The following is a 16,058-nucleotide window of genomic DNA, read 5'->3' as shown; positions in this document are numbered from 1 at the left end:
TAGTCTATGAACCCAATAGGAATACACATGTAGGAGGAGAGTGACATGTATTTCCTTGTGAATTATAAGTCTATTAATAAATTAGGAATGATAAATCTACCAAAAAAGTGGCGAGCTGCATTAGGATTTCAGGATGGGGAGTGCGTAGAAATACGAATGCGAAAAAACGAAATATGGATACTTCATGGAACGAATGGAAATAACGAGAACCAACGCTTTATATCTTCAAGAGGAATGGTTAATATACCAGCTGAATTTAGAAGAATACTGGAAATTGATACAGATACAGAGCTTTGTATGTATGCTGAAATGACACAAAATGCATTTATCATTAAGCCATATTCTTAACAAGAATTGAAAACCTACCGAATTCGGTAGGTTTTTTATCTTTTTACGATAGATTCCACATACCTCTTCAAAAATTGGCTATCCTGCCGTTACTGGGAGGACAAGGCATTCATAAGCTATGGTAAGGAGGTGTTACCGATGTTTGAAGTCTATGATGTTGCTTTGATCGCTCTTATTGTTGGTCTAGTAGAGATTTTAAAAACTGCTGGACTACCTAAGAGGTGGCTGCCTGTTGCGTCTCTCATATTTGGTTTAGCTGGAGGTATCTTTTATGTGAGCCCTGGCGATCTGAAAAGCGGTATAATAATCGGACTGATATTGGGGCTTTCTGCAAGTGGACTATATTCGGGGAGTAAAAATGTAGTTGTAAGGAAAAAATAACCTCCAATTAGTAACAAAGGCATCCGCCAATTTTTCTGGCGAATGCCTTTGTTCATGAACAGCCACGTCTAGTTCCAGCGCCCGGCGACTAGTGAGAGTACGTCGCTAACAGGAAGCTTGCGCTTTTGTTCTTGAATTTATTGCCTTCCTTTACTCACTAACATTGCCTTCTGCAGGAATCGGATTATCCGCTAGAATCCTTGCTAGGTGTACAAGGTTATGGCTCGCAATTTGTGTATTTTTTTGGGTGAATTCATTCTTTTGTCCCTCTGCCTCAATATAGGATGCTCCAGGACCTGCTTCACCGACCCAATAAGAAAGGGGATTAGGTGGGAAGGAGAAACCAAAGTGCCCTAGGCTAAAGAGAATATCTCTAGCTGCATGTTTGGCACCATCTTCATTTCCTGTTACCACGGCTCCAGCTACTTTATTGTAGTAGATTGGTTGGCCTTTATCGTTCGTTTCTGAACCCGATCCACTAATTCGTTCCATGACCATTTTAGCCACACTGCTTTTTTCACCAATCCATAGAGGTGTACCGACGAGCAGAATATCTGCTTCTTTTATTTTATCTGCTATTACTGGCCATTCATCACCATCACCCATGTCTCCTTCAACACCAAATGCTATGTTATAATCAGCCACTCGAATGGTTTCTGTTTCTACTTGCTTTTGGTTAAAGACATCGATGAATTTTTGTAACAATGCATCTGTATTGGAAACTTCATCAGATGATTTTAGAGAACAATTTAAGATTATTGCTTTCACAAAAACACTCCCTTTTTATGCTGTATAGTGTCTATTCCCTTTTTTAGTAGGATCTAATCCTCTTGCCTGATATCCCCAGATGTATAGAAAAATACTGATTTGGGAAAAAGAGAAGGAGTGACTATTTAAATGACTTGAGGGGATTAAATGGTAAGTCGGTATTTTTTTAGAAAAAAAGAAAAACAGGAAACGAAGAATAAAGAAGAAAACTTTTCTGTGAAGATTGTAAAAAATATTGAGAAGAATCTGGATAATCTAAAGGAAATACTGGGCGAACCAAACGACCTTGTTATTCGAGAGTTTACAATCAAAGGCTCTAAACATAAGTGTGCAATTGCTTATATTGACGGGATGGTCGATAGTAATTTAGTACATAACAATATAATGAAAAATGTGCAGCTAATTACAGGCAGAGATTCGTTGCCTGAAGCAGAATCTGAGTTGTTTGAGGAAATTTATCAGGAAATCCTGTCTGTGACAAGTATTAAAGAAGGGACTACATTAGACGATATTTCCAACGGAATTCTAAGCGGCAGTACAATATTTTATTTAAATGGTGTCAGTAAAGTAATCATAATGGATACCGGTAGATGGGAAACCCGATCAATAGAAGAACCGACTACCGAAACGGTTATTAGAGGATCGAGAGAAGGATTTATTGAGGATTTACGTACAAATACGGTTATGATTCGCCGGTATATTAAAGATCCTAATTTGCGTTTTAAGACATATCAGATAGGAAGGCGATCTAAAAAAGACCTTGTTCTATCGTATATAGAGGGGATTATAAATCCAGATATAGTAAAAGAAGTTAATCGGCGGTTAGAGACGATTGATATGGATGATGCACCAGAATCAGGCTATATCGAAGAATGGATTGAAGATAGTTTTTTATCCCCTTTTCCACAAGTATTAAATACAGAAAGACCAGATAAAGTTTCTTCAGCACTTTTTGATGGAAAAGTTGCGATTCTATTGGATGGTACACCATTTGTATTAATAGCACCATCAACCTTGGGAAATACATTGCAATCTCCTGAGGATTATTATGAACGCTGGACAATTGGAACCTTGCTTCGAGCTTTACGTTATCTTGCTGCTTTTATTGCCATGTTTTTGCCTGCATTATATATTGCACTCGTTTCTTTTCATCCAGGAATGATCCCGTCAGATTTGGCCTTTTCTATTGCTGCTTCAAGAGAGGGTGTTCCTTTCCCTGCCTTTGTTGAAGCGTTGTTAATGGGGTTAACAATGGAGCTTTTGCGTGAAGCTGGAACAAGATTACCAACACCAATCGGACAAACAATTGGCATTGTTGGCGGTCTGGTAATCGGAGAAGCTGCGGTCTCTGCTGGATTAGTAAGTCCTGCCATGGTAATTGTTATCGCGCTAAATGCCATTGCATCATTTTCACTACCATCCTACAGTGTTGCAATTTCGTTTCGAATTCTTTTATTTGGTATGATGTTTGCTGCTGCTACATTCGGACTGTATGGGATAATCCTTAGTTATATTATGCTCAATGTCCATCTTGTGAATTTGAAAAGCTTTGGTGTTCCTTACACTACTCCTTTTGCACCAAACTTTTTAAGTGACTGGAAGGATCTTATATTACGTGCACCAATTACTACAATAAAAAGTCGTCCTATTTATATGCAAACACAGGATAAAAAGTCGGTGAATAAAGGAGACTCCTGACAGTGAAAAGTTTCAAATATGCAGATGAAAAAATCAGTGAGAAGGAAATCTTGATTGCTGTACCATCCATGGTGATAGGTGTAGGAATTCTTTCTATGCCTAAAGATCTGGCTTCAGTTACAATAGCTGCAGATGGCTGGGTTCCTTTATTAATCGGTGGTCTTATTGTAGTACTTATAACATGGATGGTAGCTAAATTTGCTTCGGGTTTTGCTAATCAAACATTTCTTACCTATGCATCCAGCATAACAACTAAACCTGTGGCAATTGTTTTGACTTTTCTATTTGCCGTTCTATTCTTATTGATAACTGCATTTCAAGTTCGTCAAATTGCAGATATATCTAAGCAATATTTATTTGATCGTACACCACTAGAAGTCATCTCACTTGCATTTCTCCTTGTCGTTCTTTATGCGGTTTCAGGGTCAAGGGCAGGTTTGTTTCGTCTAAATGTGATGTTTCTGCCAATTATTCTCTTTATTGCGCTTTCTGTTTTTGTATTTAATTTAGGTTGGTTTGATCTCGGGAATTTATTACCGGTATTTAAAACGGGCTTTAATGATTACGTAAAGGGATTAAATACAATTGTTACTTCATACCTCGGGTTTAGTATTTTATGGTTCTATATTGCATTAGTAGATAAACCAGAGAAGGCACCGAAAATGGCTGCACTTGGCATGTGTATACCAGTCGTCTTATATATCATGCTGTTTATACTGTGTATTGGGGTGTTTGGTAGAGAAGTAACAGCGAATCTGCTTTATCCAACTGTTGAACTGGCGAAAGTGGTCGATATTCCAGGGGGATTCCTTGAACGTTTCGAATCCATATTTTTTGTCATTTGGATTATGGCTATTTTCAATACTGCATCGATGGCTTTAGATGTAGCAGTTCTAGCTATTAACTCTATCTTTAAAAATATGAAGAAGGTAAAGATACTTTTTATTTTAGCTCCAGTAGTATATATCATCAGTATGTTTCCTCAAGAGATAGTTGAGGTAAATTCATTTGGAGCGGTGATGAGCAAATCTATGTTATTTTATAGTGTATTTGTTCTGGTTCTGTTGTTTGTTATCGCAAAAGTCAGGGGAGTGAAGCGGGATGAATAATCGACTTCTTATCCTTTTATGTTGCATGATTTTTTTGCTTTCAGGGTGCTGGGATGAAACGGATATAGAAGAGCGCGGCTTTGTGATTGGTACCGCTATTGACTTAGCTGAAGATGAAGACGTAAAAGACAATCCTATGCTGAAAATGACCAATCAATTCGTCGTGCCAGCGGGAATAGGTCTACCTACAGGAGCTGGTAGTGAACAAGAAGCGTTCACCAATTTATCCGCAACAGGTGAAAGTTTTTTTGAAATCATCCGTACAATGTCAACCACGGTGGGTCGTGCACCTTATTTTGAGCATTTAAAATTAATTGTCGTCTCTGCGGATGTTGCGCGCCAGCCTGACTTATTTGGGGGGATAATGGACTTATTTCTCCGTGATCCGGAAATGCGGAGAGAAATAAGGGTAATTATCTCCGAGGAGGAAGCTCAAAGCATACTTGAGATAAAGCCTGAAACTGAAAATCTCCCTATCATGTATATTACAAATGTGATGGAAAATACCTCCAAATCAGCAGGATTAATTGAACCTGTCCGAATGGGGGAGATACATGAGTATTTATTGGAGTCACAAAATTATGTTATCCCTAAAGTTTCTTCTTCTGATGATAAAGTATTTTTCAACGGTGGAGCCGTCTTTAATGGAGACAGTAATAGAGTCGTTGGACTAATCAATGGTGAGGAAGCAGCAGGTTTAAACTTTGTAAAAGGTAAAAGTATTGGTGGATATATCAAAATTGAAGTGGATAATAAGTTAATGGTATATGAGTTGAAAAAGTTAAAAAGTAATATAGAAATTAATACAGAAGATCCAGATAATATTACTATAGATATAACAATTGATACAGAAGGCAATATTGCTGAGATGTTTGGTCAGAGAAGCCTATTAGATAAAGATTATCTTTCGGAAATAGAACAAAAAATAAATGAAAAAATCGAACGGATCGCAAACAATACCATTCAAAAAGCACAAGAGGATATAAAATTAGACTTTTTTGGTTTTAGTGAAATTTTAAAAAGAAAACATTATGATACGTGGAATGAAATAAAGGAAAACTGGGATCAAGGTGATAATATTTTTGCAAATAGCACGATAAAAGTAAAAGCAGATGCTATTGTTCGAACAACAGGTGCTACTGATCGGGTCAAGGATCAAGGAAGTGAGTGACGATTATATGTGGGAAAATCTAATAGGAAGATTACCTGAAAAGTTGATTCTTCTTTGTACTGTATTGTCTTTTTTAATACCATATCTCATTTATAAGATTAATCAGAAGTTGCATAAATATGCCGATCCACCCTGGAAGAAGGACGAAGGAGAGGGTACCTCCAAATAGGATGAGTGGATTGGTTTTAAATCTATTCTTATTATCATCGTGTAGTATTTCAATTATTGATTTTTAAAGAGGCTGTTCAAAAAGTCCGGTACCAATTTTCCCCTTCTTTTTGAACACGTATTAAAACAGTATAACGTAAGGTAGTGAGTGATAATGATGATCCTTTCTGTAATTAATCTTATATTACTTGTTTTACTGCTTGGTATCTTATTAGTGTTTCTGTTTGGCTGGAGAGGTCTGCTAAAGCGGATGACAAAGAAAATGGGGAAGATCATTTTTACAGATAGCTATCAAGAGAATTTAATCGAATTGATTCCAGGTATTAAACATATGGGAATACAAAATGTCCTTGAGAACAATTTACGTGCAGAAACCGGGGATGTCTTACACCGTCCATTAGGGTCGTCAAAAAGCTGGCCACATATGGATACGGTAACATTTATACCAGCACAGGTGGCTTCATTTCCGATTGATGGTGATGAAGATGTTGATATAAAAGTTACCATCGGTCCAAACGCTAAAAAGCCACTCGAAATTGAAATTCCGTTACTAATTAGTGGCATGGCTTACGGTATTGCTTTAAGTGAAGAAGTTCGACTTGCATTAGCAGATGCAGCAAAGCAGACAGGTACGGCGATTAATTCTGGTGAAGGTGGGGTTTTACCAGAGGAGTTAGATGCAGCTGATAAGTATATTTTACAGTTTTCCAAAACGGAGTGGTCAAAGGATGAGAACCTATTAAAGCGTGCCGATATGATTGAAATCAAGTTCGGCCAAGGAGCGCTTGTCGGAGTAGGCGGGAGAATTTCACCGGAAAATTTAACAGGACGCGCAAGGAGCGTAATGGGATTAAAGGAAGATGAAGTAGCAGTAATCTATGAGCATTTTTTTGATAATCAAACGTTAAAGGATATAAAAGATTTAGTAGACGAATTAAGAAAACTGACGGGTGGAGTGCCAATTGGTGCCAAGTTAGGTGCTGGTGGGAAAATAGAGCAGGACATCGACCAATTAATAGAAATAGGGGTTGATTATATCGCAGTAGACGGGGGACAAGCTGCAACTCACGGAGCACCTCCTGTTTTATCAGATGATTTTGGAATACCGACCCTGCATGCAGTTGTACGCGCGGACAATCATTTGAAAAAACGTAACAAAAGAAAGGAGATTAGCCTCATCATATCTGGTGGTCTATTTACACCATCAGAGTTTTTAAAAACGATCGCACTTGGAGCAGATGCCGTTTATTTAGGATCGGCGATTCTTTTTGCAGTAGCACATAGTCAAACGCTCGATGCTCTTCCATTTGAACCGCCTACACAGGTCGTATGGAATGAAGGGAAATTTAAAAATAAATTTAATAGGGAAGACGGCGCACAATCAGCAACAAAATTTTTAACAGCAAGTATAGAGGAAATGAAGGTAGGTCTAAGAGCAATGGGAAAGCGTTCGCTAGAGGAAGTAACGTTAGAAGACCTTGTTTCTTATGATAAATTAACAAGTGAAATGCTAGGTATCCCCTTTTCATTTGAACCATGGCAAGAGAAAGAACAAACAAAGAAAACGATTAAACAAAAAGATGCTTCCGAATCATAGTACTGGAACCAATCTACAGGTATGGTAGACTAGGGTTAAAATGCTTCTATGAGGAGTGTATATATGAATTTGGAAACATACTTAAAATTAGATGCCGTGGAAATGGCGCAGTTGATTCAAAAGAAAGAGGTTACCGCAAAAGAATTGATGACGGTTGCCTTCGAACGATTAAACGAGGTTCACCCTATCTTGAATATTGTCGCACATTCAAGAATGGAAAAGGCCTTAGAAGAAGCAGAGCGCATATCGATAGAAGATGTTCCGTTTAACGGTGTTCCTATTTTGTTGAAAAATATCTCTCAAAGTGTAGAAGGAGAGCTGATGACAGCAGGTAATAAACTGCTCAAAGGGAACCGCTCAAAACATGATTCTTATTTTGTGAAAAAGCTTCGCGATGCTGGTTTTCATTTCATGGGCCATACGAATACACCAGAGTTCGGATTAAAAAACATTACAGAACCTGAAATTTACGGTCCCACAAGAAATCCATGGAATACCAATTATTCGCCCGGCGGTTCTAGTGGCGGGGCTGCAGCAGCAATTGCTTCAGGTGTTGTACCACTTGCAGGGGCGAGTGATGGTGGTGGCTCCATACGAATTCCAGCTTCGTTTTCTGGGCTATTTGGACTAAAGCCTACACGAGGAAGAACTCCAGTTGGACCTGGAGTTGGCAGACAGTGGCATGGTGCATCGATTGATTTTGTTTTAAGCAGAAGTGTCCGAGATAGTGCTAGTATGTTGGATTTACTTCAAGTTGTACAGCCAGAGGCAGCATTCCAGACACCACTATATCCTGGAAGCTATCAACAAAAGATGCTGGAAGACTCAGGCAGAACACTACGGATCGCCTATACGACAAAATCACCTGTTGGCACCCCTGTTAGTGCGGATGCAAAGTTTGCAGTGGAAAACACGGTAAAGTGGCTGGAAGCGCAGGGCCATGATGTAGAAGAAAAGGATAACGGTGTGGATGGTGTCCAGTTAATGAAGGATTACTATATGATGAACAGTGGTGAAATGAGCCTTACTGTTCAAGAACTGGAAAAAGCAATTAGTCGAGCAATTACTGCTGATGACGTCGAAATAGAAACCTGGGTGCTCAGTGAAGCAGGGAAATCCCTCTCTGCGGCTGATTTTTCTGCAAGTCTTGCATCATGGGATGTAGCCGCAGCGCAGATGGCATCGTTCCATCAAGTATACGATTTTTATATTACGCCAGCTGCTGCAAGTACTGCGCCAAAGGTGGGCGAGCTAACCCATTCAAAAGCAAGCCAGGAAAAACTGCGATTACAAGTAAGTGAAGCAAACAAAGAAAAACAACAAAACCTTATCTATGAGATGTTTTTACCTAGCCTAACCTATACACCGTTTACACAATTAGCTAATTTGACTGGTCAGCCAGCGATGTCTGTGCCTGTATATCTATCAAGTGAGGGTCTTCCATTAGGGGTGCAAGTAATGGCGCCAAAAGGTGAAGAACACCGTCTATTACAATTAGCAGTTCAACTTGAGCAATCGGACTTATGGGTGGGAATGAAGGGAAATCCATATTTCGAAGAGCGCCTGAGTAAAAGGAAGTAGATTTAAAATTTAATCGTGTAACAATTGTCAATTCACCTACAAAAGCACCACTTAATTTTAATCGAAGTGGTGCTTTATATGTTTTCGATAAATCTAGTATATATATATCCTTTTCTGGTAATGTTAGTTATATAGAGGTTGTTCATATAGATGATTAGCTTCTACTTTTACTTCACCTTATTTTCTTGATATAGTTGAAGTAGATGAATTATTTAAATAGTCTTATTAAAGGAGGGAATATAGCTTGATACATGGAACGAGTATATATAATGAAAGAATTGAACGTGTAATCAATAATATAAATAAAGTAATGATTGGTAAAGAGGATGTTGCAACACTAAGTTTAGTTGCTTTGTTAGCACAGGGTCATGTGTTATTGGAGGACGTTCCTGGTGTTGGAAAAACAATGCTGGTTCGTACACTTGCTAAGTCACTAGACTGTGAATTCAAAAGAATTCAGTTTACTCCAGATTTATTACCATCAGATGTAACTGGTGTTTCAATTTATAATCCGAAAGAACTAGCATTTGAATTTCGCGATGGACCAATCTTTGGAAATATTATTCTCGCAGATGAAATAAATCGTACTTCACCAAAGACACAATCATCACTTCTCGAAGCAATGGAAGAACAAAACGTGACCATTGATGGAAAAACGAAACCTCTTAAGCAACCTTTCTTTGTTATGGCAACTCAAAATCCAATTGAATATGAAGGCACCTATCCATTACCAGAAGCACAGCTAGACCGATTTATCCTGAAATTGAAAATGGGTTACCCTACCTTTAGTGAAGAACTTGAAATGCTTGACCGAACATCTAGTAATCACCCAATTGAGTCAATAGAGGCAGTAATCGATAGAGATCAGTTAGTAGAAATTCAAGAAGAGGTAAAGGACGTTTATATCGATCGCAATGTACAGCAATACATTATTAATCTTGTAACACGTACAAGAGAAAATGATGCTATCTATCTCGGAGTAAGTCCAAGAGGGTCAATTGCCTTAATGAAAGCAGCCAAGGCCTATGCTTACATATATGGAAGAGACTATGTATTGCCGGATGATGTAAAATACCTTGCACCATTTGTTTTATCGCATCGGATTATTTTAACATCAGAGGCTAGGTATGAAGGGGTTACCAATGAGGATACGATCACAGCCATTGTAAAAACCACGCATATCCCGATTCGAAAGGAATTTCATTAATGAGAGGCCGGTTCAGGGTATTTGGCAATGCTGCGATAATTGCTACACTTTTTGTCGTACTATTCTCCTATGCAATGTTTCAAGGGGGATTTGTCAGTTGGTTTCTCTTTTTTAGTTTTCTTCCAATTTTCGTTTACCTCCTTATGTTCTTATTTTATCCGATGAAGAAATGGAATGTAACAAGGGAGGTAACGCGACCTATTATCCAAGCTGGCGACAAGATAGATGTCATGCTAAGGATAAATCGGAATATCCCCTTTCCGATCTATTATTGTATAGTTGAGGAAGTTTTTCCAGTGAGCTTAATGAAAGCTGACAGTCGTACAGAGAAATATCGTCATATGGATCACCCTGAGAAACGATATGTAGAACGGAAAATTAAAAAGGTTGTTTTTCCCGGATTTAAACGAAGCTTAGCATTACCCTATACAATTGAACAAGTTCCACGAGGGGAGCATCAGCTAAGGGGAATTCGTGTGAAGCTTAGTGATATATTTGGCTTTGTAAAACGAGAGCATTTATTCAATGTATCGAATGAACTGATTGCTTACCCGACCATTCGTCCTATCACGATGCAAGAGCAATATCAAAATTTTGAACAGGGCTCTGTTTCTTCCAGTTCACATCATTTAATGAATACCAATGTCGCAATCGGCGTTCGTGAATATGTGCCAGGAGATCGATTTTCTCGAATTGATTGGAAACAAACTGCTAGACGAAATAACGTGATGACAAAGGAGTTTGAACAAGAAAAAAGTACGGATATTCTACTAATTTTAGATAGCTGTCATTATGAAGGTATGAATGCATTAGCTTTTGAAGCAGCTGTAGAGGTTAGTCTTTCTTTAATGAATGCTTTTCGAAAACAGGATAATCAGGCAGGATTACTCTCCATTGGGGCGGAAGCGGTCTATTTCCCATCTGAACAAAATGCTGGGGTTCAAGCGCGTATCAATCACTTTTTAGCACGAATTCAGCCAAATGGAGAGCGGTCGTTTTCTATAAGTGTGAAGGAAGAAATGAAGCAAATTAAGGCAGGACAAATGGCAATTGTTATCACAACAAGAATGGATGACTTTTTTAAACAATCAATGCTACAAGTGAAGCGGAGAACGAAGCGTGTTGCTGTAATATTCATTCAAGCATCTGATTTTATTTCAGAAGCGGAAAATCATGCTGTTCAGCAGCTTCGTTATGCAGATATTGGTGTGCAAATCATGACAGAACAACAATTGGTTCATAATCCGATTGAGGTGAATATAAGATGAACAAACAGCAAAATAAAGCAGCGATCTTATATGCCACGATTCTTTATTTTTGTGGATTCTTTATGTTCCTCGAATGGCTCTATCCATTAAAAGATATATCGGATACAAATAATATTTTAATTTTTATTATTTATACGATGTTTTGTTTTATTATTTCAGCATTGCAACTGAAATGGTGGCTTGGTTTTTTATTAAAAGGATTTGGCTTGCTTTTCATTCTAAATGGTCTCTATTTTAATGTACCAATCGTAAGTGCTATGTGGATAGAGCAGGTACAAGTCGAATTTGTCTTCAACATACAGGCATTGTTCTCACAGCAATGGTATTATTTAACACCGTTGTTCCGTAGCTTTCTATTCTTATTATTAATTTGGCTAATGAGTTATTTATTGCACTATTGGTTCGTCCAGATGAAACGAATTTTTCTATTTGTCTTGCTGACATTCATTTATATCACGATTCTTGATACATTTACGGTATACGATGGTGCTGTTTCAATTGTAAGAACCTTTATTATTTCGTTTATTGCACTTGGTATAGCTAACCTAATGAAAGAATTGAGTCAAGAGTCTATTCATTTTGCATGGATAAAGAAATCACCGGTATGGCTCATGCCACTAATTGTCGTTGTGTTTATCTCCAGCCTAATTGGGTTTGCTGCACCGAAGGCAGAACCTATTTGGCCAGATCCTGTACCGTTTATTCAAAGCGCTGCTGAAAACGTTAGCGGTAATGGAGGTGGAGCTGTACAGAAGGTAGGCTATGGGGAGGATGACTCTAGACTAGGTGGGTCATTTATTCAAGATGATACACCTGTGTTTTATGCAAGGACACCAGAAAGACATTACTGGCGAATTGAAACGAAAGATGAATATACAGGGAAAGGCTGGGTGCTTTCTTCTGACTCAGAGTATGAACTACAGCCAAATGGTTCGATCGGTTTAGAGACATTTTCTTCGGACGTAGAGACAGAGAGTCGAGATGCTTTGGTTGAATTTCAAGAAAATGAATCGATTAATAAGCTTGTCTATCCTTATGGAATCAGTCAAGTAGAGGGACTGGAAGGGGAGGAAGCAGTCTTTCTCGACCAGCAATCAGATGCAATAGAGGCTAGAAGAAGTGGAGAAGTTGCTAACTTAACTTCTTATCAATTAACGTATGACCATCCGTCCTATGAGCTAAATGAGCTGCGCGAAAGCAGTGAGCCATACAGTGATGAACTATTAAAACGCTATACGCAATTACCGGATACATTACCTGAACGGGTAAGTGATTTAGCCGAAGAAATAACCGAACCACATGAGACAAGGTATGAAAAGGTAAAAGCAGTGGAGCGATATTTCGCCAGCAATGATTTTGAATACCGTACAACAGATGTCCCGGTGCCAAGAGGAGATCAAGATTATGTGGACCAATTTTTATTTGATTCCAGGATAGGGTATTGTGATAACTTCTCAACTTCGATGGTTGTTTTGCTGCGTGCTATCGATATTCCGACAAGATGGGTGAAGGGATTTACAAGTGGACAATTAATTGGAGGAGAAAATGCAACAGAACTGTACGAAGTGACAAATGGAAATGCCCATTCGTGGGTAGAAGTGTACTTCCCAGAAACGGGATGGGTTCCGTTTGAGCCGACACAAGGTTTCTCTAATTTATCTGATTTTCATGTGGATGTTGATAATGCTAGTAATACAGACTTATCGCAAACAGAGGATGATGCATTGGAAGCGCCAGAAAGGAATGATCTTCCAGAACAACCGGAATCAGATGTAACAACGGATGAAACTGCGGAGCAAGAATCTGTCCAAGCCGATGCAAATCAATTTACATTTAACTGGTGGTATGCAGCAATTTTGGTTGCCTTAATCGTGATTATCGGAATCGGTATCTATAAAACAAGATTCCGTTGGCAAACAAAGGCACTGGCAGTGAAGATGAAAAAAGGACAGGATGCTAAGTCATTCCAAGAAGCCTACCATCATTTAATGAAATTATTGCGGCATCATGGGTATACAAAAGACCCTGATCAGACATTACGTGAATTTGCTAACCGTATTGATATCCACTATTCTACGGATGAGATGGGGCAGCTAACAAGATACTATGAGCGGTTGTTGTATAAAAACGAGCTAAATGAATCACAACTAAATGAACTAACTCAATTATGGAAAAATTTAATTAAACGTATAATGGGTTGACCTGGTGTGGGTTGATTAGTAGAATAAATACATGCAAAAGTGAGGGCTCAAAAGGACAACCTAAAGTGCAACCTCTAAAAATTGAAATAAAATGCGTTCGTATATCCTTGACAATATGGGTCAAAAGTTTCTACCGGAGCACCGTAAATGCTCTGACTATGAAGGCAGAATCTAGATGATGTAGTTTATATCATGAACCTGGATTTCTGTCTTTTTGTAGCTATATGAGTGTTTATATAGCGTGCGAAAAGTAGAAATGCAGGTTTTTTTAGTGAGATAATAAGTGGAGAAATGTACTCGTGTTAGGGTGAGTTGCCTGCCGTATTCCATTTCTATCATGTATCCTTAGCAAAAGTTAAGCAAACACTTACTAGAGAAACTATTTGTACCTCATTTCAAAGGAGACACCTTACAGCAGATAGGAGCGGAATCAATGGAAAACAACGAAATGATATTGGTGCTTGACTTTGGCAGTCAATACAATCAGCTGATTACACGTAGGATCAGGGAGTTTGGTGTGTATAGTGAACTACATTCACATAAGCTAACAGCAGAAGAAATTAAAGCAATCAATCCAAAGGGAATCATTTTATCTGGTGGACCACACAGTGTTTATGATGAAAATAGCTTCCGTTGTGATGAAGCAATATTTGACTTAGACATCCCAGTTTTAGGAATTTGCTATGGCATGCAGCTTATGGCACTTCATTATAATGGGAAAGTAGAGAAAGCAAAAAACCGTGAATATGGAAAAGCACTTATTGATTTAAACCATGATCCAGTCCTTTTCAAGGATACACCTACAAAGCAAACGGTATGGATGAGTCATGGAGACAAGGTAACAGAGGTTCCTCCTACATTCCAAATTGATGCAACAAGCCCGTCAACGCCAATTGCAGCAATGAGTGATCCTGAAAATAAATTATATGGTGTACAGTTCCATCCAGAGGTTCGCCATTCAGAGTACGGAAACGACCTGTTAAATCAATTTGTATTTGACGTGTGTAATTGTACGGGAGATTGGACGATTGAAAACTTTATTGATATGGAAGTCGAAGCAATCCAGAAAAAAGTTGGCGACCGTAACGTACTATGTGCATTAAGTGGTGGGGTCGATTCCTCTGTTGTTGCAGCATTGATTCATAAAGCAATTGGAGACCAACTGACTTGTATCTTTGTTGACCATGGTCTATTACGGAAAAATGAGGCAGACGATGTGATGAAAGTCTTTGCTGACGATTTCCATATGAACATCATTAAAGTAGATGCAAAAGATCGTTTCCTATCAAAGCTAGCTGGTGTTGATGATCCAGAGAAAAAACGTAAAATCATTGGAAATGAATTTATCTATGTATTCGACGATGAAGCGGCAAAATTAAAGGATATGGATTTCCTTGCACAAGGTACCCTCTATACGGACGTGATTGAAAGTGGTACTGAAACAGCACAAACTATTAAGTCACACCATAATGTTGGCGGACTGCCTGAGGACATGCAATTTGAATTAATTGAACCACTAAACACATTATTCAAAGATGAAGTACGTGAATTAGGAACACAGCTTGGTATCCCTGAGCATATCGTATGGCGTCAACCATTCCCAGGTCCAGGTTTAGCGATTCGTGTACTAGGTGAAGTAACAGAAGAAAAACTAGAAATCGTTCGCGAATCCGATGCAATTTTACGTGAAGAAATTGCAAATGCAGGATTAGATCGCGATATTTGGCAGTATTTCACAGTATTACCGAACATCAGAAGTGTCGGTGTCATGGGTGACGCACGGACATATGACTACACAATCGGAATTCGTGCCGTTACATCGATTGATGGAATGACATCTGACTGGGCACGTATCCCATGGGATGTGCTGGAGAAAATCTCAACACGTATTGTGAATGATGTGCAGCATATTAATCGTGTTGTGTATGATGTTACGAGTAAGCCACCTGCTACGATTGAGTGGGAATAAGAATACAACTTAACTTGAAGAGAGAACACCGATTTATAAGGATTTAACCTTGCTAAAAATGGATGAAAACCATATAAAATAATATAGTTCCCTACCAAAAACCCTACCAAGAAAAATTTTTGGTAGGGAATTTTGTTTTTTCGTTGAATTTTGGTAGGGAATATTTTTAGTAGGAAAATAGGATGACGATTGGGGTTTTTGTGGATAGAGAACATATATATTTTTTATCATACGATTCGGAGTTTTATCTCTTTGTAAGCAAAACTTTTATATGTACATGTAAAGAATTAATTTAGTAAAAGGAGGATTTTTTATGATTAAAGAAAACAAAATTGAACTATTTGAACTGGAACTGGAAGCTATAATGCCTGAAATTAATCGTATAGTGGATTTATCTGATTAAATTGGAATCTATGTCAAGAAGTTCATCATTTCCAGTGTCCAATTTCCTGACATAGATTCTCTAATAAAAGAATGTTCCTTTTTTCATCCTAATAAATAAAATGAAGGAGGGGCTGGGACATAACTAGCCAAATGAACTGAAAAATGGTTCCAATCATCGGTTTTTGATGATTGGAACCATTTTTCGTTG

Annotated in this window: 12 protein-coding genes and 1 riboswitch; of the genes, 11 read left to right on the top strand and 1 reads right to left on the bottom strand. The window is 38.3% G+C overall.

Going from position 1 to position 16,058, the window contains the following annotated elements:
* The first annotated feature begins 45 nt into the window (after positions 1 to 45).
* Positions 46 to 348, top strand: a complete 303-nt coding sequence (locus F1560_RS02595) for an AbrB/MazE/SpoVT family DNA-binding domain-containing protein (protein ID WP_149473090.1) — start codon at positions 46 to 48, stop codon at positions 346 to 348.
* Positions 349 to 486: 138 nt separating this feature from the next.
* Positions 487 to 729, top strand: a complete 243-nt coding sequence (locus F1560_RS02590) for a hypothetical protein (RefSeq protein ID WP_149473089.1) — start codon at positions 487 to 489, stop codon at positions 727 to 729.
* A 150-nt stretch (positions 730 to 879) separates the two neighbouring features.
* Here F1560_RS02590 and F1560_RS02585 read toward each other — a convergent pair whose 3' ends face one another.
* Entirely contained in the window at positions 880 to 1,497 is a 618-nt protein-coding gene (locus F1560_RS02585) for a flavodoxin family protein (protein ID WP_149473088.1), read from the bottom strand.
* A 147-nt stretch (positions 1,498 to 1,644) separates the two neighbouring features.
* On the opposite strand from F1560_RS02585, the gene F1560_RS02580 reads away from it, so the two are divergent.
* The 9 genes from F1560_RS02580 to guaA all read left to right on the top strand — a co-directional run bounded on the left by F1560_RS02580 (position 1,645) and on the right by guaA (position 15,466).
* Positions 1,645 to 3,195: a spore germination protein gene (locus F1560_RS02580; protein ID WP_095312413.1), complete on the top strand. Its 1,551-nt coding sequence runs from the start codon at positions 1,645 to 1,647 to the stop codon at positions 3,193 to 3,195.
* Positions 3,196 to 3,197: 2 nt separating this feature from the next.
* The gene (locus tag F1560_RS02575) at positions 3,198 to 4,304 is read left to right on the top strand and encodes a GerAB/ArcD/ProY family transporter (protein WP_095312416.1); all 1,107 of its coding nucleotides are present in this window, start codon (positions 3,198 to 3,200) and stop codon (positions 4,302 to 4,304) included.
* Entirely contained in the window at positions 4,297 to 5,475 is a 1,179-nt protein-coding gene (locus F1560_RS02570) for a Ger(x)C family spore germination protein (protein WP_095312418.1), read from the top strand. The genes F1560_RS02575 and F1560_RS02570 overlap by 8 nt, the downstream gene beginning before the upstream one ends.
* Positions 5,476 to 5,800: 325 nt before the next feature.
* Positions 5,801 to 7,240 carry an FMN-binding glutamate synthase family protein gene (locus tag F1560_RS02565; RefSeq protein ID WP_420874460.1) on the top strand — a complete coding sequence of 480 codons (1,440 nt, stop codon included), beginning with the start codon at positions 5,801 to 5,803 and terminating at the stop codon, positions 7,238 to 7,240.
* Between the two features lie 63 nt (positions 7,241 to 7,303).
* Positions 7,304 to 8,821 (top strand): amidase, encoded by a 1,518-nt coding sequence (locus F1560_RS02560; protein WP_149473087.1) that lies wholly within the window; start codon positions 7,304 to 7,306, stop codon positions 8,819 to 8,821.
* 244 nt (positions 8,822 to 9,065) lie between these two features.
* Positions 9,066 to 10,028: an AAA family ATPase gene (locus F1560_RS02555; protein ID WP_149473086.1), complete on the top strand. Its 963-nt coding sequence runs from the start codon at positions 9,066 to 9,068 to the stop codon at positions 10,026 to 10,028.
* Positions 10,028 to 11,296, top strand: a complete 1,269-nt coding sequence (locus F1560_RS02550; protein ID WP_149473085.1) for a DUF58 domain-containing protein — start codon at positions 10,028 to 10,030, stop codon at positions 11,294 to 11,296. The genes F1560_RS02555 and F1560_RS02550 overlap by 1 nt, the downstream gene beginning before the upstream one ends.
* Positions 11,293 to 13,497, top strand: a complete 2,205-nt coding sequence (locus F1560_RS02545; protein ID WP_149473084.1) for a transglutaminase TgpA family protein — start codon at positions 11,293 to 11,295, stop codon at positions 13,495 to 13,497. The genes F1560_RS02550 and F1560_RS02545 overlap by 4 nt, the downstream gene beginning before the upstream one ends.
* 77 nt (positions 13,498 to 13,574) lie before the next feature.
* Positions 13,575 to 13,676: riboswitch (purine riboswitch) on the top strand.
* A gap of 254 nt (positions 13,677 to 13,930) precedes the next feature.
* Complete coding sequence (gene guaA / locus F1560_RS02540; protein WP_149473083.1) at positions 13,931 to 15,466, top strand: glutamine-hydrolyzing GMP synthase; 1,536 nt, start codon at positions 13,931 to 13,933, stop codon at positions 15,464 to 15,466.
* Positions 15,467 to 16,058 lie beyond the last annotated feature (592 nt).

The sequence above is a fragment of the Oceanobacillus polygoni genome (genome assembly GCF_008304605.1).
Taxonomy (GTDB): Bacteria; Bacillota; Bacilli; order Bacillales; family Amphibacillaceae; genus Oceanobacillus; species Oceanobacillus polygoni.
This window is presented reverse-complemented; position numbering and strand designations above follow the sequence as displayed.

Bases quoted from the DNA above. Each gene is read 5' to 3' on its own strand.
- F1560_RS02595 (WP_149473090.1), top strand. From the start codon at position 46: ATGTATTTCCTTGTGAATTATAAGTCTATTAATAAATTAGGAATGATA.
- F1560_RS02590 (WP_149473089.1), top strand. From the start codon at position 487: ATGTTTGAAGTCTATGATGTTGCTTTGATCGCTCTTATTGTTGGTCTA.
- F1560_RS02580 (WP_095312413.1), top strand. From the start codon at position 1,645: ATGGTAAGTCGGTATTTTTTTAGAAAAAAAGAAAAACAGGAAACGAAG.
- F1560_RS02570 (WP_095312418.1), top strand. From the start codon at position 4,297: ATGAATAATCGACTTCTTATCCTTTTATGTTGCATGATTTTTTTGCTT.
- F1560_RS02565 (WP_420874460.1), top strand. From the start codon at position 5,801: ATGATCCTTTCTGTAATTAATCTTATATTACTTGTTTTACTGCTTGGT.
- F1560_RS02560 (WP_149473087.1), top strand. From the start codon at position 7,304: ATGAATTTGGAAACATACTTAAAATTAGATGCCGTGGAAATGGCGCAG.
- F1560_RS02550 (WP_149473085.1), top strand. From the start codon at position 10,028: ATGAGAGGCCGGTTCAGGGTATTTGGCAATGCTGCGATAATTGCTACA.
- F1560_RS02545 (WP_149473084.1), top strand. From the start codon at position 11,293: ATGAACAAACAGCAAAATAAAGCAGCGATCTTATATGCCACGATTCTT.
- guaA (WP_149473083.1), top strand. From the start codon at position 13,931: ATGGAAAACAACGAAATGATATTGGTGCTTGACTTTGGCAGTCAATAC.